At 64.7% G+C, this 20,013-nt stretch carries 17 protein-coding genes; 8 read left to right on the forward strand and 9 right to left on the reverse strand.

What is annotated here, in order from left to right; genetic code table 11:
• Positions 1-34 precede the first annotated feature (34 nt).
• Entirely contained in the window at positions 35-1,474 is a 1,440-nt protein-coding gene (gene cls, locus NMG10_RS06305; RefSeq protein ID WP_234560806.1) for a cardiolipin synthase, read from the reverse strand.
• A 129-nt stretch (positions 1,475-1,603) separates the two neighbouring features.
• On the opposite strand from cls, the gene NMG10_RS06310 reads away from it, so the two are divergent.
• Positions 1,604-2,131, forward strand: a complete 528-nt coding sequence (locus NMG10_RS06310) for a DUF3617 domain-containing protein (protein ID WP_234560807.1) — start codon at positions 1,604-1,606, stop codon at positions 2,129-2,131.
• Positions 2,132-2,135: 4 nt separating this feature from the next.
• Here NMG10_RS06310 and folE2 read toward each other — a convergent pair whose 3' ends face one another.
• Positions 2,136-3,017: a GTP cyclohydrolase FolE2 gene (folE2, locus tag NMG10_RS06315; RefSeq protein WP_254463994.1), complete on the reverse strand. Its 882-nt coding sequence runs from the start codon at positions 3,015-3,017 to the stop codon at positions 2,136-2,138.
• A 24-nt stretch (positions 3,018-3,041) separates the two neighbouring features.
• The gene (locus NMG10_RS06320) at positions 3,042-3,419 is read right to left on the reverse strand and encodes a glutamine synthetase (RefSeq protein WP_203649300.1); all 378 of its coding nucleotides are present in this window, start codon (positions 3,417-3,419) and stop codon (positions 3,042-3,044) included.
• A gap of 110 nt (positions 3,420-3,529) precedes the next feature.
• Between NMG10_RS06320 and zigA the strand changes: the two genes are divergently transcribed.
• The 3 genes from zigA to NMG10_RS06335 are packed head-to-tail and all read left to right on the forward strand — an operon-like array spanning position 3,530 to position 6,379.
• On the forward strand, positions 3,530-4,738 hold the full coding sequence (gene zigA / locus NMG10_RS06325) for a zinc metallochaperone GTPase ZigA (RefSeq protein WP_254463995.1): 1,209 nt from the start codon (positions 3,530-3,532) through the stop codon (positions 4,736-4,738).
• Entirely contained in the window at positions 4,735-5,352 is a 618-nt protein-coding gene (locus tag NMG10_RS06330) for a DUF1826 domain-containing protein (protein WP_254463996.1), read from the forward strand. The genes zigA and NMG10_RS06330 overlap by 4 nt, the downstream gene beginning before the upstream one ends.
• 52 nt (positions 5,353-5,404) lie before the next feature.
• Positions 5,405-6,379: a GTP-binding protein gene (locus NMG10_RS06335; RefSeq protein ID WP_254463997.1), complete on the forward strand. Its 975-nt coding sequence runs from the start codon at positions 5,405-5,407 to the stop codon at positions 6,377-6,379.
• A gap of 8 nt (positions 6,380-6,387) precedes the next feature.
• Here the strand turns inward: NMG10_RS06335 and NMG10_RS06340 are convergent, their stop codons facing one another.
• Entirely contained in the window at positions 6,388-6,780 is a 393-nt protein-coding gene (locus NMG10_RS06340; RefSeq protein ID WP_023629680.1) for a DUF3301 domain-containing protein, read from the reverse strand.
• 120 nt (positions 6,781-6,900) lie between these two features.
• Here NMG10_RS06340 and pdxY point away from each other — a divergent pair, with 120 nt between their 5' ends.
• A complete protein-coding gene (pdxY, locus tag NMG10_RS06345; RefSeq protein WP_254463998.1) occupies positions 6,901-7,773 on the forward strand; it encodes a pyridoxal kinase PdxY in 873 nt (290 codons plus the stop codon).
• Here pdxY and NMG10_RS06350 read toward each other — a convergent pair.
• A complete protein-coding gene (locus NMG10_RS06350; protein ID WP_023629682.1) occupies positions 7,770-8,255 on the reverse strand; it encodes an acyl-CoA thioesterase in 486 nt (161 codons plus the stop codon). The two genes, pdxY and NMG10_RS06350, sit on opposite strands and share 4 nt — an antisense overlap.
• A 326-nt stretch (positions 8,256-8,581) precedes the next feature.
• Here NMG10_RS06350 and NMG10_RS06355 point away from each other — a divergent pair, with 326 nt between their 5' ends.
• Positions 8,582-10,342: a cation:proton antiporter gene (locus NMG10_RS06355; RefSeq protein ID WP_254463999.1), complete on the forward strand. Its 1,761-nt coding sequence runs from the start codon at positions 8,582-8,584 to the stop codon at positions 10,340-10,342.
• Between the two features lie 143 nt (positions 10,343-10,485).
• On the opposite strand, the gene NMG10_RS06360 is transcribed toward NMG10_RS06355, so the two are convergent.
• The 3 genes from NMG10_RS06360 to uvrD all read right to left on the reverse strand — a co-directional run bounded on the left by NMG10_RS06360 (position 10,486) and on the right by uvrD (position 14,309).
• A complete protein-coding gene (locus NMG10_RS06360; protein WP_028689999.1) occupies positions 10,486-10,893 on the reverse strand; it encodes an SMI1/KNR4 family protein in 408 nt (135 codons plus the stop codon).
• A gap of 113 nt (positions 10,894-11,006) precedes the next feature.
• A complete protein-coding gene (locus NMG10_RS06365) occupies positions 11,007-11,855 on the reverse strand; it encodes a Tim44 domain-containing protein (RefSeq protein WP_062360080.1) in 849 nt (282 codons plus the stop codon).
• A gap of 270 nt (positions 11,856-12,125) precedes the next feature.
• On the reverse strand, positions 12,126-14,309 hold the full coding sequence (gene uvrD, locus NMG10_RS06370; RefSeq protein ID WP_203649319.1) for a DNA helicase II: 2,184 nt from the start codon (positions 14,307-14,309) through the stop codon (positions 12,126-12,128).
• A gap of 239 nt (positions 14,310-14,548) precedes the next feature.
• On the opposite strand from uvrD, the gene NMG10_RS06375 reads away from it, so the two are divergent.
• Positions 14,549-17,425: an EAL domain-containing protein gene (locus tag NMG10_RS06375; protein ID WP_232855419.1), complete on the forward strand. Its 2,877-nt coding sequence runs from the start codon at positions 14,549-14,551 to the stop codon at positions 17,423-17,425.
• Between the two features lie 89 nt (positions 17,426-17,514).
• Here the strand turns inward: NMG10_RS06375 and zwf are convergent, their stop codons facing one another.
• Complete coding sequence (gene zwf, locus NMG10_RS06380) at positions 17,515-18,957, reverse strand: glucose-6-phosphate dehydrogenase (protein WP_232855418.1); 1,443 nt, start codon at positions 18,955-18,957, stop codon at positions 17,515-17,517.
• A gap of 103 nt (positions 18,958-19,060) precedes the next feature.
• On the opposite strand from zwf, the gene hexR reads away from it, so the two are divergent.
• Entirely contained in the window at positions 19,061-19,927 is an 867-nt protein-coding gene (gene hexR, locus NMG10_RS06385) for a transcriptional regulator HexR (RefSeq protein WP_232855417.1), read from the forward strand.
• The last annotated feature ends 86 nt before the right edge of the window (positions 19,928-20,013 follow it).

The raw sequence follows: 20,013 nt of genomic DNA on the forward strand, positions 1-20,013 counted from the left end.
CGGCTAGCCCGGCGTGCCGACAAGGCTCGCCGGGCTACAGGATCGGTGAAATCAGCCGTGCGATACGCATCCCCAGCTGTTGCAGGCGGTGGGTGTCGCGGCTGTCCTCCGCGGTGATCTCCCGGGCCTGCTCGAAGTCATTCTCCAGCATCCGTTCGACCTGGTCGGCGAAAGCGCGGTCCACGGTGAGCAGGGTGATCTCGAAGTTCAGCCGGAACGAGCGGTTGTCGAGGTTGGCGCTGCCGATGGCGCTGACCTCATCGTCAACCAGCACCACCTTCTGGTGCAGGAAGCCCGGCAGGTAGCGGAACATGCGCACCCCGGCGCGCACCGCCTCGAAGGCGAACAGGCTGGAGGCGGCGTAGACGATGCGGTGGTCGGGGCGCGAGGGAATCAGGATGCGTACGTCGACACCCCGCAGCACTGCCAGGCGCAGGGCGGCGAAGATGGCTTCGTCGGGGATGAAATAGGGACTGGTGATCCAGACCCGTCGGGTGGCCGAGTGAATCGCCTCGAGGAAGAACAGCGCACAGGTTTCCTGTGGATCGGCCGGGCCGCTGGCCAAGGCCTGGCACAGCACGCCGTTCTCCGGGTAGACGTCGGGCAGGATCAGCGGCGGCAGCTGGCGCGTGGCCCAGTACCAATCCTCGGCGAAGGACTCCTGCAGGCAGGCCAGCACCGGACCGCCGATCTGCACATGGGTGTCGCGCCACGGTGACAGCTTGGGGTGCGCCCCGAGGTACTCGTCCCCTACGTTATGGCCGCCGAGAAACCCGAGCAGGCCATCGACCACGACGATCTTGCGATGGTTGCGAAAGTTGACCTGGAAGCGGTTGAACCAGCCGCGCCGGGTGGCGAACGCTTCGATCTGTACGCCGCCGTCGCGCAGCACCTGGCTGTAGCTGGCTGGCAGGGCATGGCTGCCGACGCGGTCGTACAGCACGAACACCCGCACCCCCTCGGCGGCCTTGCGCAGCAGCAGTTGCTGCAACTCCCGGCCGAGGGCGTCGTCATGGATGATGAAGAACTGCACCAGCACGGTGTCGCGCGCGGTGCGGATGGCCGAGAAGATCGCCTCGAAGGTGGCGGCGCCATCGATCAGCAGCTTCACCTCGTTGTTGGCCAGGCACGGCATGCGCCCCAGCTTGGGCATGGCGCGCAGGGCGGCGTAGCTGTCGGACTCGCGGGCGGTCAACGCTTCCTCCACCCAGGGCCGCCAGTTCAGGTTGGCCATGGCCACGTGCATTTCCTGGTTGGCCTGGCGCCGCGCCTGGATATAGGCGTAGAAGGAACGGGCGCCGAACACCAGGTAGGGGATGAGGGTGAGGTAGGGGATGAACAGCAGTGACATGGCCCAGGCGATCGCACCCTGGGCGGTGCGCACGGTGAACACCGCATGCAGCGCGGCGATGAGGCCGAGCAGATGAATCAGGCCGAGCAAGTAACCGAAGAAGTAGGGGCTGTGGAAATCCATACGCATCCTGCTTGCCGAGAGCACTGCTGCTAACAGACCACGTTCGAGGGTATGCCTGCAACCCACAGGCGATTTTGACGTCTAACGGCTCAGTCCGGCCGGAGCCGGTATTTCGAGGAGCTTTCATCCATGAAGATTCGTCTGCCACTGCTCGCCCTGGTACTGGGGCTGGGCAGCCCGCTGGTTCATGCGCAGATGCTGCAACCCGGCCTGTGGGAACTGACCACCAGCAACATGCAGGTCGATGGCAAGCCGTTGCCGGACATGGAGTTCATGCTCGGTCAGTTGAAGAACCTGCCGCCCGAGCAACGGGCGATGATGGAGGGTGCCCTGGCCAAGCAGGGCATCACGGTGGGGGGCAAGGGGGTGCGTTCGTGCCTGACTGCGGAGCAGGTCAAGACCAATGACATTCCGCTGCAGGATCCGCAGTCGGGGTGCACGCAGAAGATCACCGAGCGCAATGGCAATGTCTGGAAATTCCAGTTCAGTTGCCCCAAGGCCCAGGGCAACGGCCAGGCCACCTTCCTCAGCGACCGGGAGTTCCTGACCAAGGTCAACGGCACCTTCAATGCCTCCGGGGTCCAGCAGCAGGGCAGCATGGACACCCGGGCGGTGTGGCTTGGGAATGACTGTGGAACCGTCAAGCCGCGTATCTGATCTGTCACCAGCGATAACGACTGACCGCCACTGCGTCGTGGGCATGCAGGCTCTCTGCATGTTCCACGCGCACGCTGAAGCCGCTCACGCCCGTTAGCGTTCGCAAGGCCGCATGCAGGCGGCGGGCGGCATCCTCGCAGAACATCAGGTTCTGTCCGTTGGCCAGGGCAAAGGCCTGCTCATCGGCGCGCTTTACTGCCGTCTGTACGGCCGTGCCCAAAGCTGCCTCCGCAGTCTCGATCAACTCGGTCAGTCTGAACTCGTCGCCGTCCAGGCGGACTTGCAGCTTGGCCAAGCTCCTCTGGCTGTGGGGTGTCGCAACGATGCCGTCGCTGCTGCCAAGCCACTGGCGAACACGTTCCCGCTCCAGCGACTGGCCAGCGAAGTCCCGGTCGAACTGCGTCTGGATCAGCTGTCTGGCCAGCGCCGCCGAGCACGGGCAGGTCGAGGAATAGGGAATGTGCACCGATAGTTCCACGTGGAACATTTCATCTTTTAGCCGAGCTTCGATATTCACCGGGTAACGTTTCCAGCCTGCCAGCGGGCTGACCAGCGCTGGGCGCTTTAACAGGTGATCGAATGCCAGGCGCAGGTAGGCGGCGTTCGAAAGGCCATCGTGGCTGGCGAGAAAATGCTCGAGCGTCCGGCGAATCAGCTGCGGGCTCAACGCTTGCTGTTCCAGCGCTTCCAGCGCCAGGTACAGCCGTGACATATGGATGCCCCGGGCTGCGCCGTCATCCAGGCTCACGCCGGCATCGGCGTGTGCGCCGAGGCTGCGTCCGTCGACCAGCAGTGGCAGGGCGATACCGCACATGCCGACCCAGTCCAGCGGCAGTGCCTGCTGGCTGCTCTGTGCGGCGATGTCGGGAAGGGCGAGGCTAGACATGAAAGGATCCTGAAGTGATGGCAGTCAGCGGCAACCGCCGACAAGGCTGCAGTGCAGGTTGAAGCGTTGACCACTGGAGCTGGAGACACGGTTGAGGGTGGTCCAGCCGATGCGGCGGCTGTAACCCACCCAGGCTTCACCGTCGCTGGCCAGCCCGGTGAAGAAGGTCAGCGTGCCGTAGCGGCTGTTGGTCTGAGCCCACAGGCGTTTGCCTGCCACTTCGTAGCCACGCAGGTAGAAGGTGCTGCCTTCGGTACGGACGCTGTAGTAGTTGCCCTGGCCATCCTGGCAGGCGAGCAAGGTCGCGCTGCGGGTGCACAGAGCGAGGTCGGTGTGGGGCATGGCGAAGAGCTGCGTGGGTGTTGCGAGCAGCAGCAAGGCAGCGAGGCCGGATGATTTCATGACGCTCTCCAGACAACCGTTCGGTCGACACGGCTTGGCGAAATTGTATTGTTATAATATAACATTGTGCAATGCATCGATTCGAATGCGCCTGCCCGATGAGGTTAGTCATGCCCAACCGTCTCCCTGTCACCGTGCTGTCCGGCTTCCTCGGCGCCGGCAAGAGCACGCTGCTCAACCATGTGCTGCGCAACCGCGACAACCTGCGCGTCGCCGTGATCGTCAACGACATGAGCGAAATCAACATCGATGCCAGCGAGGTCCAGCGCAACGTCAGCCTGAACCGGGCCGAAGAAAAACTGGTGGAGATGAGCAACGGCTGCATCTGTTGCACCTTGCGCGAGGACCTGCTGGAAGAGGTGGCGCGGTTGGCGAGTGAGGGCCGCTTCGATTACCTGCTGATCGAGTCGACCGGAATATCCGAGCCGCTGCCGGTCGCCGAGACTTTCACCTTTCGCGACGAACAGGGGCGCAGCCTCTCCGACATGGCGCGCCTGGACACCATGGTCACCGTGGTCGACGGGCTGAACTTCCTGCGTGACTACCAGGCCGCCGAGAGTCTGGCCAGCCGTGGCGAGACCTTGGGTGAGCAGGACGAGCGCTCGATCAGTGACCTGTTGATCGAGCAGGTCGAATTCGCCGACGTGCTGTTGCTGAGCAAGATCGACCTGATCAGCCAGTCTGATCGCGAGGAGCTGGTGGCCATCCTGCGCAGCCTCAATGCCCGGGCGCAGATCGTGCCGATGGTGATGGGCCAGGTGGCGCTGTCGCGCATCCTCGATACCGGCCTGTTCGATTTCGACCAGGCAGCCCAGGCTCCGGGGTGGCTGCGCGAACTGCGGGGCGAGCATGTACCCGAAACCGAGGAATACGGCATCGCCGCCAGCACCTGGCAGGCTCGTCGGCCGTTCCACCCGCAGCGCTTCTTCGATTTTATCCACACGCCCTGGAGCAACGGCCGGTTGCTGCGTTCCAAGGGCTTCTTCTGGCTGGCCAGCAAATACCAGGAGGCCGGGAGCTGGTCCCAGGCCGGTGGCATGATGCGTCACGGCCTGGCGGGGCGCTGGTGGCGCTTCGTGCCACGCGAGCAATGGCCGCAGGATGAAGAGAACACCGCGGCGATCCTCAAGCAGTGGTTGGTGGAAAGCGGCGATTGCCGCCAGGAACTGGTGTTCATCGGGCAGAACATCGACTTCCAGCGGTTATCCACAGAGCTGGAGGCCTGCCTGCTCACGGACGAGGAGATGGAAACTGGACCGATGGCCTGGCTGCGGCTGCCCGATCCTTTCGGTGCCTGGCATGAGGACGCGGTGGCATGACTGTGGATATCCGCCAGGTGTTCGGTGAGTCGCCCCAGGTGATGACCGACATTCTTCAGGATGGCGTCAACCTGGCGGTCTGGCAGCGCCGCCTGCCGGCCCAGGTGGAGGACTTCGCCAACCTGGTGCTCAGCCTTGGCCAATCCCTGGCCGATGAGCGGGTGATCGAGGTGGATGAACGCCACCCGCCAGCCTTGCCCGGTTTGCTCAGGGAGGCCGCCGATCTGCACGGCTATGACGGTTTCGTCGCGGATGTGGCCTGGCTGGTGGCCGCCTATACCTGCCTGCTGGGAGCCCGTCGTCTCGGTGTGCGTGTGCGGGTACTGGAAGGGGCGATGTGTCCGCGCATGCATGTGGACCATGTGCCGGTGCGCCTGCTCAGCACCTATGCCGGCGCGGGCAGTGAATGGCTGGCGGAAGGTGCGATCGATCGTTCGTGCTTGCAGCAGTCACCGCCGCCTGTGGATAACATTCGGCGCCTGGTGGCGGGAGAAGTGGCCCTGCTCAAAGGCGAGAAGTGGCTGGGCAACGAGGGCGCGGGATTGGTCCACCGGTCACCGCTGACGCCTGCCGGGGAGCGCCGATTGCTGCTGAGCCTGGATTGGTTGGCATGAATCGCGGGGCCCGGCGGTATAGACTGCCATCAATCCACCCCGATACCGAGCCATGCTGCAGAACATCCCCACCCATGTGATCGCCGGCCCCCTCGGCGCCGGCAAGACCAGCCTGATCCGCCAGCTGCTGGACCAGCGTCCAGATGGCGAGCGCTGGGCCGTGCTGGTCAACGAGTTCGGCCAGGTCGGCCTCGATGCTGCCTTGCTCAGCCGCGACGAGGCGGGCATCGCCATCGGTGAAGTGGCGGGAGGCTGCCTGTGCTGCGTCAATGGCGCGCCGTTCCAGGTGGGGCTTGGCCGCTTGCTGCGCAAGGCGCGACCGGACCGCTTGTTCATCGAACCGTCCGGCCTCGGTCACCCGCTCGAGTTGCTGGAGCAACTGGGACGCGCACCCTGGACTGGCATACTGTCGGTCCAGCCACTGCTGATGGTGCTGGATGCCGCAGCCCTGTCCCGGGGCGGCGTCCTGCCTGAGGCTCAGCACCAGGCACTGGCGAAGGCGGGGATGCTGGTGTTCAACAAGGCGAGCGTTGTGGATGAAGCCGAACGCTTGTTGATAACTGCATCACTGCCCGCAATACCGTCATGCTGGACGGATCACGGGGTACTGCCACTTGCCGTATTGCCTGTTTCAACCCCCGTAGCAGTAGGCACTCTCGACCTTGGCAGCCTGCCTGTGGATAACGGTGCAGTGCCGTTGCCCACCCTGTGGACTGATCCACGACAGCCGATCTGCCAGTTTCAGCAGGGGGAGGGAGGTTGGAGCGTCGGCTGGCGCTGGCATCCCGACCAATGCTTCGACAATGCGGTGCTGCGCGGTGTTCTCGAGCAATGGGTGTGGCGCCGGGCGAAGGGTGTTATCCACAGCACGGAAGGCTGGCAGTCGTTCAACGGCCTGGAAGGCGGGACGCTGGAGTGGCGTTCCAGCGAATGGCGCAAGGACTCGCGTATCGAGCTGATCTTCGATCGACCGCAACCCTTGCAGGCCCTGCAAGCGGCCATCGGCGGCTGCCAGCTGAAACGTTGATCCGTTGATCAATTGCGCCAGCGGTTATGTTCCTGGCGCCACTGCTGCATCTCGATGACGTTGTCGGTACGCGGCGGGGTCTTGATCTCGAACGGATAGGGCGCGAGTTCAATCTGCATGGTGTGGGCGCCGAACTGGGTGACGGTGCCGGGGTGGCGTTGTTCACCGGTGACGGTGAACTCGAAGTTGTAGATGCGCGCCAGGCGCTTCCTGCCATTGGCGTCACGCACGAAGGCGATGCGTTTGAGCGCCACGGCGTCGTCGAGCAGTTCCAGGTCGAGCTTGGCGCAATGCTGCTTGACCCGTGCCAGGGCCTTTTCGCGCAGCCCGTGGTTGTGCCACAGCCAGGCGCCTGCGGTCGCCACCAGCATCAGGACGAAGAGGTTTTCCAGGGTCAGCATTTGCGTAAGCTCCAGACAGGTCGATCCAGCTTAACTGCGTCTCTGGCCTGTCGTACAGATGGCAATCGGGTTCATACTGCGGGCCGCACACTTATTCACACAGTTTCGGAATCGTCCCGCATGAAACGTACGCCGCACCTGCTCGCCATTCAGTCCCACGTGGTCTTTGGACACGCCGGAAACAGCGCCGCGGTGTTTCCCATGCAGCGGGTTGGGGTCAACGTCTGGCCGCTCAACACCGTACAGTTCTCCAACCATACTCAGTATGGACAGTGGGCCGGGGAAGTGCTTGCCCCAGCGCAAATTCCCGCGTTGGTGGAAGGCATTTCCAATATCGGTGAGCTGGGCCACTGCGATGCGGTGTTGTCGGGCTACCTGGGCAGTGCCGAGCAGGGGCGGGCGATCCTGGCCGGCGTCGAGCGGATCAAGGCGGTCAATCCCAAGGCCTTGTACCTGTGCGACCCGGTCATGGGGCATGCCGAGAAGGGCTGCATCGTACCGGCAGAGGTCAGCGAGTTCCTGCTCGAGGAGGCCGTCGCCAAGGCCGATATCCTGTGCCCGAACCAGCTCGAGCTGGATAGCTTCTGTGGCCGTCGCGCGCAGTCCCTGGACGATTGCGTGAGCATGGCGCGCGGGTTGCTGGAGCGCGGGCCGCAGGTGGTGCTGGTCAAGCACCTGAATTATCCACAGCGGGCGGACGACGCCTTCGAGATGCTGCTGGTGACCCGTGATGCCAGCTGGCACCTGCGCCGGCCCTTGCTGGCCTTCCCACGCCAGCCGGTGGGCGTGGGCGACCTGACCTCCGGGCTGTTCCTCGCCCGCGTGCTGCTGGGCGACGGCTGGTTGCAGGCTTTCGAATTCACCGCCGCCGCTGTGCATGAGGTGCTGCTGGAAACCCAGGCTTGCACCAGCTATGAACTGCAGCTGGTGCGGGCCCAGGATCGCATCGCCCATCCGCGCGTGCGCTTCGAGGCGCAGCGCCTGCTCTACTAGATCGAATCGGTCTTGAGGTTCTGGTAGCGCTGTTCCAGCTCCTGGCGGATCTGGCGGCGCTGCTGGCCCTGCAGGAAGCGGCGTTTCTCCTCGCTGCTCTGCGGCTGGCGCGGTGGCACCTTCACCGGGCGGCGGTCGTCGTCCACCGCGACCATGGTGAAGAAGCAACTGTTGGAGTGGCGCACCGAACGCTCGCGGATGTTCTCGGTGACCACCTTGATGCCCACCTCCATCGAGGTGTTGCCGGTGTAGTTGACCGAGGCCAGGAAGGTCACCAGTTCGCCGACATGCACCGGTTCGCGGAAGATCACCTGATCCACCGACAAGGTCACCACATAGGTGCCGGCATAGCGGCTGGCGCAGGCATAGGCGACTTCGTCGAGGTACTTGAGCAGGGTGCCGCCGTGTACGTTGCCAGAGAAATTGGCCATGTCCGGTGTCATCAGGACGGTCATGGTCAGCTGGGCGTTTCCAGGTTCCATAGAGAGCTCACGGTGGATTTGCACGGATTCGGGGCGGGTATCTGCAGACACTTCTGTTTCCCCTTGTAGAGGTTTCCCATCCTGGTACGGGACGTCGGCTGACGCTCCATCGTCACGCCAATTTTGCCATCGACGGTGTCGAATCGGCCGATCTGTTTCTGCATATTGCATCGGCATTTTGTGGCAAGGCGCGATGTTAACCTGACGACGCCCATGCAACGTGGGCTTTTGCGTCTATCACAACAGTATGTGCCTGCTCCGCGCCGAAGGATCTTCCGGCAGAGGAGTGGTTCGCCCCGTGCAACGAAAACAAGGAGTATCACGCCATGCATGCCATCAGCTTCATCCAGGACCTGGCGGTGATCATGCTGGTTGCCGGGGTGGTCACCATCCTCTTTCATCGCCTGAAGCAGCCGGTGGTACTGGGTTACATCGTCGCCGGCTTCATCATCGGCCCGCACACGCCGCCGTTCGGCCTGATCCACGACGAAGACACCATCAAGACCCTGGCCGAGCTGGGGGTGATCTTCCTGATGTTCTGCCTGGGCCTGGAGTTCAGCCTGCGCAAGCTGTTCAAGGTCGGTGCCACGGCCTTCATCGCCGCCTTCCTGGAAATCGTCCTGATGATCTGGATCGGTTTCGAGATCGGTCGCTGGTTCGGCTGGAACACCATGGATTCGCTGTTCCTCGGGGCGATCCTGGCGATTTCCTCGACCACTATCATCGTCAAGGCGCTCAACGACCTGAAGATGAAGAACGAGCGTTTCGCCCAGCTGATCTTCGGCGTGCTGATCGTCGAGGACATCCTCGGCATCGGCATCATCGCGCTGCTGTCGGGGATCGCCGTCAGCGGCTCGGTGAGTTCCGGCGAAGTGTTCTCCACCGTGGGCAAGCTGTCGCTGTTCATGATCGTCGCGCTGGTCATCGGCATCCTGCTGGTGCCGCGGCTACTGGCCTATGTGGCGAAATTCGAAAGCAACGAGATGCTGCTGATCACCGTGCTGGGCCTGTGTTTCGGCTTCTGCCTGCTGGTGGTCAAGCTCGAGTACAGCATGGTGCTCGGCGCCTTCCTGATCGGCGCGATCATGGCCGAGTCGCGCCAGTTGCTGAAGATCGAACGGTTGATCGAGCCGGTTCGCGACCTGTTCAGCGCCATCTTCTTCGTCGCCATCGGCCTGATGATCGACCCGTCGATCCTGGTCGAGTACGCCTGGCCGATCGTGGTCATCACCCTGGCGGTGGTACTGGGCAAGATGCTTTCCTGCGGCATGGGCGCGTTCATCGCCGGCAACGACGGGCGCACCTCGTTGCGCGTGGGGATGGGGCTTTCGCAGATCGGCGAGTTCTCCTTCATCATCGCCGCCCTGGGGGTGACCCTGCAGGTCACCAGTGACTTTCTCTATCCGGTCGCAGTGGCGGTGTCGGCCATTACGACCTTGCTGACGCCATACCTGATCCGGGCTGCTGACCCGCTGTCGACGAGGTTGGGCAAGGTAGTACCGAGCCGCGTGGCACGGGTGCTGTCGCTGTACGGCGAGTGGCTACGCAGCATCCAGCCACAGGGCGAGGGAGCCATGCTGGCGGCGATGATCCGGCGCATTCTGCTGCAGGTCGGGGTCAACCTGGCGCTGGTGATCGCGATCTTCTTCAGTGGCGGTTACTTCGCAGGGCGCATCGGCATCTGGTTGAGCGAGTGGGTGGCGGATGCCGGCCAGCAGAAGGCACTGATCTGGGGCGCGGCATTGCTGCTATCGCTGCCGTTCCTGATTGCGGCGTACCGCAAGCTCAAGGCGCTGTCGATGCTGTTGGCGGAGATGGGCGTCAAGCCCGAGATGGCCGGCCGGCATACCCAGCGTGTAAGGCGCGTGATCGCCGAGGTGATTCCGCTGCTGTCACTGCTGGTGATCTTCCTGCTGCTGTCGGCCTTGTCGGCAAGCATCCTGCCGACCAGCGAACTGCTGCTGGTCATCGTCGTGGTGGCGGCGGTGGTGGTGGCGCTGCTGTGGCGCTGGCTGATCCGGGTGCATACGCGGATGCAGGTGGCGTTGCTGGAGACGCTGGAGAACAGCCGCGATCATTCGCACTGAGCGGGCGGTTAACGCTTTCTGCGCAAGATTTCACCGTCGTCCGAGGGGATGGAGCGGTAGCAGTGTCGCCAGGCGCAGAGAGCCTGGCGATTCTACGAGTGATTGGTAGCTATAAGCCATCACTTTATGCGGGTATTTCTCATTCAGCTTTCCAGCCAGACATCCCGTGCCCAGTGCCAGACCGATTCCCAGCTTTCCTCGGTGACGATTTCTTCTTCGCCGGACCACAGCACCACGGTGCCGTCCTCTTCGACGCAGTAGTAGTCGTCTCCGTCCTGGCAGATGGGAATGAGATCGCGGGGCACACCGGCGTCCCAGGCGTTGGCCGCCACTTCCGGCAGGTAGGTGTGGGATTGCGGATCGGTCACGGTCACCGGCTCGAGGCTACCGTACACCACGTCGCTGACGGTCAGCAGGTATTCCTTGAACACGAACGGGATGTTGATGAACAGCTCTTCCTCGATCTCGACCAGCTGATCCTCGTCCGGCAGCTCCAGCGGCACCGGTACCGGCTCGTTGGCTTCACGGAGTTGTTCGATCACTTCTTCCACGGTTCACATCCTCTGACCTTATGACAACGCTGCGCGTTATACCCTAGTAGGCCGCTCTGGCAAAAGCAAAAACCCCGGGACAGGCCCGGGGTTTTTTCTGCAACGTGCGACGGTTAACCGTTTTGGCGGATACCGGCCAGCAGCCAAGGCTGGTTTTCGCCATGGGCGCGAACCATGTGCCAGCTTTCGCTGAAGGCTTCGCCCTGGTCGAAGCGCGAGGTCTTCGACACGCCACGGAAGGTCAGGGTGGCGTCGGTCTGGTCGGCGCGCTCGTCGACGCCGTCCAGTTGCACATCGAGGTCGTCGATGTAGGTGGACTGGAAGCCTTCACCCTGCTCGGCGCGCTCGCGCTTGAGGAACTCGAGCATCTGCGGGGTGACGAACTCGGCGATCTTGTCCATCTCGTTGGCGTCCCAGTGCTGCTGCAGCGACTGGAAGTGCGAACGGGCGGCGGACAGGAAGCTGGCTTCGTTGAACCAGGCCGGGGCGTTGATCACAGGCGAGGCGACCGGTGCGGCGGAGCCGCCGAAGATCGACTGCGGTGCGGCCTGCGGCTGTGCTTCGCGCTGGTACGGGGCGTGGCCGGCGGCAGCGTGTTGCGGCTGCTGCTGGCGACGGCGCGCGGCGATGAAGCGGAAGACCAGGAAGGCGATCAGGCCCATGATCAGGAAATCGAGGATCTGCATGCCGTCGAAGCCGTCGCCCATGAACATGGAGGCCAGCAGGCCACCGGCGGCGAGGCCGGCGAGTGGGCCCAGCCAGCGCGAGGCACCGCTGGCGGCAGCGGGTGCGCGGCCAGGAGCGGTCGGGGCGGCGGCAGGCGTGGTCGGGGTGGCCTGGCGGGTCTGGTGGATAGGCGCGGAGCCCGAGCTCTTGCCACCACCGAAGCGCTTGGCGTTGGCGTCGAGGCTCAGCGTCAGGCCGACGCAGAGCGCCAGAGCGATGCTAAGAAAACGTTGCATAAGATGGGGATTCCCGTTTGTGTGGATTGCACGCGCGTCATGGTGCACATGAACTGGCAGACATAGCCAGCGACAAGATGTTTCGAGCTTTTGCCTGATCGCCCGGATCTACGCGTTCACCTGTAGGAGCGGCCTTGCCGAGGCGTCGGACCGGCCGGAAAGGGCTGCGCAGCAGCCCCTGTTGCGGTGTGACGCTGAAATTGCCGGGGCCGCTTTGCGGCCCTTTCGCGGCACGAGGCCGCTCCTACAGGCGCGTGTCGTTCAGTCCAGTCAGATAGCTTCCAGCTTGGCGTAGCCCAGCATCAGCCATTTGCTGCCCTCGGAGAAGTTCACCTGCACCCGTGCCTGGGCCCCGGAGCCCTCGAAGTTGAGGATTACGCCCTCGCCGAACACCGCATGCTGCACCCGCTGGCCGAGGCTGAAGGCGGTCTGCGGGATGCTGGCGTTGGCGAACAGGCTGCTGGCCGGCGTCTTCGCGCCACCGAACGGACGGCTGACGGTGTTCGACAGGCGCACCTCCTGCACCAGTCCGGCGGGGATCTCCCGGACGAAGCGCGACACCTTGTTGTAGGTCTCGCTGCCATATAGTCGACGGGTCTCGGCGTAGGTCATGACCAGCTGGCGCATGGCCCGGGTAATCCCCACGTAGGCCAGGCGGCGCTCCTCTTCAAGACGACCGGGCTCTTCCAGGCTCATCTTGTGCGGGAACAGGCCTTCCTCCATGCCTACCAGGAACACGTACGGGAACTCCAGGCCCTTGGCACTGTGCAGGGTCATCAGCTGGATGCTGTCCTCGTGCTCGTCGGCCTGGGTGTCGCCAGCCTCCAGCGAAGCGTGGCCGAGGAACGCCGACAGCGGCGAGAGGTCGGCGTCTTCGTCACTGGTCTCGAAGTTGCGCGCCGCGCTGACCAGTTCCTCAAGGTTTTCCACCCGGGCCTGGCCTTTCTCGCCTTTTTCTTCCTGGTGATAGACGATCAGCCCGGACTGCTCGATGACCGTCTGGGTCATCAGGTGCAGCGGCATGTCCAGCACCTTGGCGGCGAGGTTCTCGAGCAGCTCGATGAACGCGCCCAGGGCGCTGGCGGCGCGGCCCTTGAGGGCCTTGGCGGCGAGCAGCTGGCACATGGCTTCCCACATCGACAGCTGGCTGTGGCGGGCGTGGTCGCGGATGGCCTCAACGGTCTTTTCGCCGATGCCCCGTGGCGGCACGTTGATCACCCGCTCTAGCGCCGCGTCGTTGCCGCGACCTTCGAGCAGGCGCAGGTAGGCCATGGCGTTCTTGATCTCGGCGCGCTCGAAGAAGCGCTGGCCGCCATAGATGCGGTACGGGATGCGTTCGCGCAGAAGGGCCTCTTCCAGCACCCGCGACTGGGCGTTGGAGCGGTACAGGATGGCCACTTCGTTACGCGCGTTGCCCTGCTTGATCAGGCTTTCGATGGTCTCGACCACGTAGCGCGCTTCGTCATGCTCGTTGTAAGCGGCGTAGAGCGTCAGCGGCTCGCCTTCGCCCATGTCGGTCCACAGTTCCTTGCCCAGGCGCCCGCTGTTGTTGGCGATCAGGGCGTTGGCGGCCTTGAGGATGCCGCCGGTGGAGCGGTAGTTCTGCTCCAGGCGGATCAGCTCGGCGTCCGGGAAGTCGGCGGTGTACTGGTGGATGTTCTCGATCTTGGCGCCACGCCAGCCGTAGATCGACTGGTCGTCGTCGCCCACCGCCATCAGGCTGTCGCCACCGGAGGCCAGCAGGCGCAACCAGGCGTACTGCACGGCGTTGGTGTCCTGGAACTCGTCCACCAGCAGGTGGCGGAAGCGGCGCTGGTAGTGCCTGAGCAGGTCCGGGTGGTCTCGCCACAGATCGAGGGCGCGCAGCAGCAGCTCGGAGAAGTCGATGACCCCGGCGCGGTCGCAGGCCTGCTCGTAGGCGACATAGATGTCGCGCATGGTGGCCAGGAACAGGTCGCCGCTGGCCTGGATATGGCGTGGGCGCAGGCCTTCGTCCTTCTGCCCGTTGATGAACCACTGGACCTGGCGCGCCGGCCATTTCTGCTCGTCCAGGCCCATCTCGCGGATCACCCGCTTGATCAGGCGCTGCTGGTCGTCGCTGTCGAGGATCTGGAAGTTCTGCGCCAGCCCCGCCTCCTGCCAGTGCGCCCGCAGCAGGCGGTGGGCCAGGCCGTGGAAGGTGCCGACCCACATGCCGGCCGGGTTGATGCCCAGCAGTTGCTCGATCCGCTGGCGCATTTCCGCCGCGGCCTTGTTGGTGAAGGTCACCGACAGGATCGAGTGCGGCGAGGCCTGCTCGACCTGGATCAGCCAGGCGATGCGGTGCACCAGCACGCGGGTCTTGCCCGAGCCGGCGCCGGCCAGAACCAGTTGGCGCCCCACCGAGGCCGCCACGGCCTGGCGTTGAGCGTCGTTGAGGGAGTTCAGCAGGAGGGAGAGGTCGTCATTATGCATCCGGGCATTCTATGGCCGCGCGAAGGCAGGGGCAAACGCCCCGGGTGCAAATCGCCGGGCGGACGCTCGACCGTTCATCGGTGGTCTTGCCCGGCACCCGTGGTTGAGCGGTCAGACCTGGACGCAGCAGACATTTTCGAAATCATGACGCAGAGCAGTTTGGTCCGACGCGGTGCTTGTGTATGCTCCCTGCACATTTGCGGTCAGCCATAACAAGAACACAAAAGAAACCAGCCAATATGACCCAGGATTGCGGGGCGATCGGAGCATCGCCGGAGACGACAAGGAGCGTTCGCAGGCAATTCGCCACCCAGCTGTCGATCGAGCGTACTCGCCTGCTGTACCAGGGCTCGTTGTTGCCCACCTTGTTCATGCTGCTCAACGGCCTGCTCTGCGCCTGGCTGCTGTGGAGCCCTGCGCGCTATCTGCTGGTCGGGGTGTGGCTGGCCTGGTTGCTGGCGCTGGTGGCGCTGCGGGTGATCCAGGTGGCGGCCTTCGACGCGGCGACGCCGGCGCGCCAGGCCAAGCCGACCTGGCGGCGCATGTTCCTGCTCGGCTCGGCGTTCAGCGGCCTGACCTTGGCCAGCGCGGTCATCGCCCTGGCGCCGGCGGACAACTTCGTGCAGCAGGCCTGGGTCTTCGGCCTGCTCGGCGCGGCGGCGTTGTCCGCCAGTGTCGCCTACGCGGTGAGCCTGCCGGCGTTTCTCAGCTTCGCCCTGCCGTGCCTGCTGCCGCCGATCGCGTTTCTGTTCGTCTATGACGCCGGGCACCAGCGCGGCTGGGGCTGGCTGGGGCTGATCCTGCTGGTGGCGCTGATGGTGGTGGCCTGGCAGGTCAATCGCCTGATCGAGCGCGGCCTGCTGCGCCGCTTCCAGAACCAGGCGCTGATCGAGCACCTGCAGAACGCCCAGCGCCATGGCGAGGGCCTCAACCGTCAGCTCAGCGCCGAGATCGCCCAACGACGCCGGGCCGAGGACGACCTGCGCAAGGCCCATGCCGGCCTCGAGCAGCGGGTGGCCCAACGCAGTCATGAGCTGGATCTGGCCAACCAGGCCCTGAGCAAGAGCGAGCAGCGCCTGGCCCTGGCCTTGCAGGCCAGTGAGCTCGGGCTGTGGGACTGGAACCTGGAAACCGACGAGGTCCATCACACCCAGTTGCATGCGCTGTTCGGTCTGGATCCGGAGCAAGTGCGCTCGGTGCGCGCCGACCTCAAGCCACGGCTGCATCCTGATGACCTGCCTGTGCTGCGGCGCACGCTGGTCGAGCACCTCAAGGGGCGCACCGAGGATTACCGGGTCGAGTACCGGGTACGCCACGCCCAGGGGCACTGGTGCTGGATCGAGGACCGTGGGCGGGCGGTGGAGTCCGATGACCAGGGCAAGGTCCTGCGCATGCTCGGCACCCGCCGCGACATCACCGCGCAGAAGGAGCAGGAAGAGCAGCAGCGCCTGGCCGCGACGGTGTTCGAGGCGGCCAGCGAAGGGATCGCCATTCTCGACGCGGACTTCCAGTTGCTGGCGGTGAACCAGGCCTTCTGCGATGTCACCGGCTACGGCCGGGCCGAGCTGATCGCCCGCAATGCCCTGGAACTGCCCTGCAGCCGCGATGCCCGGCGCCACAGCCAGGCTATCGACCAGGCGTTGGAGCAGCAGGGCCGCTGGCAGGGCGAGCTGGTCGAGGCGCGCAAGAACGGCGAGCTCTACCCGCAGTGGCTGCAACTGAACAGCGTGAATGACCCTCGGGGACGGATCGTCAACATCGTCGGCTTCTTCACCGACCTGTCCGCACGCCGCGAATCCGAGGAGCGCCTGCGCTACCTGGCGCATTACGACGACCTCACCGGGCTGGCCAATCGCGCGCTGTTCCGCCTGCGCCTGCACGAGGCGGCGCAGCGCATGCGCCTGAACGGCCGCAGCCTGGCGCTGCTGCATGTGGACCTGGATCGTTTCAAGCTGCTCAACGAGAGCCTGGGCCATGAACTGGCGGACCAGCTGCTCAAGAAGATGGCCCAGCGCCTGGCCAACGCGGTGCCGGAGGCCGACACCGTGGCGCGCCTGTCCGGCGACGAATTCGCCGTGCTGTTCGACGGCTACACCAACCTGTCGAGCCTGGTGCGCGTCACCACCCGGCTGCTCGACAAGCTGCGCGTACCCCAGCGCGTCGGTGGGCACGAGGTGGTGATCAGCGCCTCGGTAGGTATCAGCCTGTTGTCCGACGCCACCCAGGACCTCAATGCCCTGGTCAGCCAGGCCGACATGGCCAAGCAGCATGCCAAGCATCTGGGCGGCGACAGCTTCCAGTTCTACACCGAGAGCTTGCGCGCCAGCACCCTGGAGCGCCTGCAACTGGAGAACCAGCTGCGCAAGGCCATCGACGAGCGCCAGTTGCTGGTCTACTACCAGCCCAAGCTGTGCCTGCGCACCGGCCAGTTGCACGCGGCCGAGGCGCTTGTGCGCTGGCAGCACCCCGAGTGGGGCATGGTGCCGCCCAGTGAGTTCATCGGCCTGGCCGAAGAGACCGGGCTGATCGCGCCCATGGGTGAGTTCGTGCTGCGCCAGGCCTGCTGGCAGGCGTGCGAATGGTTGCGCCAGGGCCTGGAGGTACGCGTTTCGGTCAACCTGTCGGTGTACCAGCTGCGCCAAGGCAAGCTGGTCAGCCTGGTGCGCCAGGTCCTGCAGGAGTCAGGCCTGGCGCCGCACCTGCTGGAGTTGGAGCTGACCGAAAGCCAGTTGCTGGACAGCGTCGAGCACATCATCACCACCTTCGAACAGCTGCACGCGCTGGGGGTGAAGCTGGCCATCGACGATTTCGGCACCGGCTACTCGTCGCTGAGCTACCTCAAACGGTTCCCGGTCGACTACGTGAAGATTGACCAGGCGTTCATTCGCGGCCTGCTCGAAGGGACTCAGGACGCGGCCATCACCCGGGCGATCATCGCCATGGCCAAGAGCCTGCGACTGAAGGTAGTGGCCGAAGGGGTGGAAACCCGCGAGCAGTTGCAGTTCCTGCGCGAGCATGGCTGTGACGAGGTGCAGGGCTACCTGATCAGCCGGCCGGTGGATGCGACCTCGTTCCGCGCGCTGCTTGATCGCTCGACGGCCGACCTGTTGCGCTGAAGGTCGGCCTTTTCAAGGCGTTGATAATAGGCGCCCGGCTTGGAGTTGCCGGGGCTGCTTTGCAGCCGTTTCGCGGCACGAGGCCGCTCCTACAGGTGCCAGGCCTGGCCTTGGCGGGCCAACAGGCTGTTGGCCTGTTCCGGGCCATTGCTGCCGGCGGGGTAGGGACGTGGCGCCTGGAAGTGCTCCTCCCAGCCCTGCAGGATCGGGTCGATCCAGGCCCAGGCGGCCTCGACCTCGTCGCGGCGCATGAACAGTGTCGAGTCGCCTTCCAGCACATCCAGCAGCAGCCGCTCGTAGGCGTCCCAGCGGCGGGTCTGGGCGAAGGCCTGGGCGAGGTTCAGGTCCAGTTCGACCGGTGCCAGGCGCATGCCCTTGCCCGGGCTCTTGGTCATCATGCGCAGGCTGATGTGCTCGTCCGGCTGTAGCTGGATCAGCAACTGGTTGACCTGGCCGCCGCTGAACAGCTCGTGGGGCACCGGCTTGAACTGGATGACGATCTGCGACGAGCGCCGCGCCATGCGCTTGCCGGTGCGCAGGTAGAAGGGCACGCCGGCCCAGCGCCAGTTGTCGATGTGCGCCTGCACCGCGACGAAGGTCTCGGTGTCGCTGTCGTTGTCCACGTCCTTCTCGAAGTAGTAGGCCGGTACTTCCTGGCCGCCGATCTTGCCGGTGCCGTACTGGCCGCGCACGGTCTTGTCCTGCACGTCCTGGCCGGTGATGGGCTTGAGCGCGCGGAGGATCTTCACCTTTTCGTCGCGCACCGCCTCGGCCTCGAACTGCGCCGGCGGCTCCATGGCCACCAGGCAGAGCAATTGCAGCAGGTGGTTCTGCAGCATGTCGCGGGTGGCGCCGGCACGGTCGTAGTAGGCGCCGCGGTTTTCCACGCCAAGGGTCTCGCAGACGCTGATCTGCACATGGTCGACCTGGCCGTTGCGCCACACCGGCTCCAGCAGGGCATTGGCAAAGCGCAGCGCCATGAGGTTCTGCACGGTTTCCTTGCCCAGGTAGTGGTCGATGCGGAACACCTGCGGTTCGCTGAACACCGCACCGATGGCCTCGTTGATCGCGGTGGCCGACTCCAGCGAGTGACCGATGGGCTTCTCCAGCACGATGCGCGCCTCGCTGTCGGCAAGGCCGGCGATGCGCAGGTGGTTGGCGATGGGCACGAACAGCTTGGGCGCGGTGGCCAGGTAGAAGATCCGGGTCAACCCGCCAGGTTCGCCCAGGTAGCGGGCCAGGCGACCGAAGTCGGCGCTTTGCGCGGCGTCCATGGGGAAATAGTCCAGGCGTGCGCAGAAGCGCTGCCAGACGTCCTCGTCGAAGTCCTGGCGGGCGATCTGCGCCCGGCAGTGGCGTTCGGCGAGCTTGAGGTAGTCGTTGCGCGAAAGGTTGCGCCGGGCCAGGGCAATGATTCGCACGGCGTTGTGCAGGCGGGCCTCGCGATACAGGTGGTAGAGCGCCGGGAGCAGTTTGTGCAGGGCCAGGTCGCCCGTGCCGCCGAAGACCAGGATGTCGCAAGGAATCGTCAAACCACCACTCTCCACGTTCGTTTAGCTGGGCGGGTTGGCAAGCATGTAGTATAACTACAAGAAAGCTACATCCCGGCACGCCGATCATAACCGAGTCCAGCCCGTGAATCTGTTGCAACATATCGACCAATCGCGGCACCTGCTGCGTAAATCGGAACTCAAAGTGGCCGACCATGTGCTGCTCGATCCGGCTGCCGTCATGCACAGCTCGATGGCCGACCTGGCGCACAGCGTGGGGATCAGCGAGCCAACCATCGTGCGCTTTTGCCGGGCGATAGGCTGTTCGGGCTTCCAGGACCTCAAGCTCAAGCTGGCGCAGAGCCTGGCCGCCGGCGCCAGTTTCGGCCAGTTTGCCATCCATGAAGACGACTCGGTCGCCGACTACAGCCTGAAGATCTTCGACACCACCCTGCACACGCTGATGGAAGTGCGCGAGCACCTCGACCCGCAAGCGCTGCAGCAGGCGGTGACCGCCATGGCCCTGGCCCAGCGCGTGGAGTTCTACGGCTTTGGCGCTTCCGGCGCGGTCGCGGCCGATGCCCAGCACAAGTTCTTCCGCCTGCTGCTCAGCGCCGCGGCCTATTCCGACCCGCACATGCAGGCGATGTCAGCGGTCACCCTGAAGCCGGGCGATGTGGCGGTGTGCATTTCGCAGTCGGGGCGTTCCAAGGACCTGCTGATCACCGCCAACCTGGTGCGTGAAAGCGGCGCCAACCTGATCACCCTGTGCCCGAGCCAGACGCCGCTGGCCGAATTGTCGACGGTCAACCTGGCCATCGACGTGCATGAAGACACCGAGATCTACACCCCGCTGACCTCGCGTATCGCCCACCTGGTGGTGATCGACGTGCTGGCCATGGGCGTGGCCATGGCCCGTGGGCCAAGCCTGGTCAACCACCTCAAGAGCGTGAAGCGCAGCTTGCGCAGCCTGCGTTTGTCGCCGAAGTCGATCAAGGCCACCGACGACTGAGCAATGCAGAGGTTCCGTGGGGGGGGGGGGGGGGGGGGGGGGGGGGGGGCGGGGGGGGGGCGGGCGGGGGGGGGGGGGGGGGTGCG

The sequence above is a fragment of the Pseudomonas sp. DVZ6 genome (assembly GCF_024259445.1).
GTDB classification, from domain to species: Bacteria; Pseudomonadota; Gammaproteobacteria; order Pseudomonadales; family Pseudomonadaceae; genus Aquipseudomonas; species Aquipseudomonas peradeniyensis.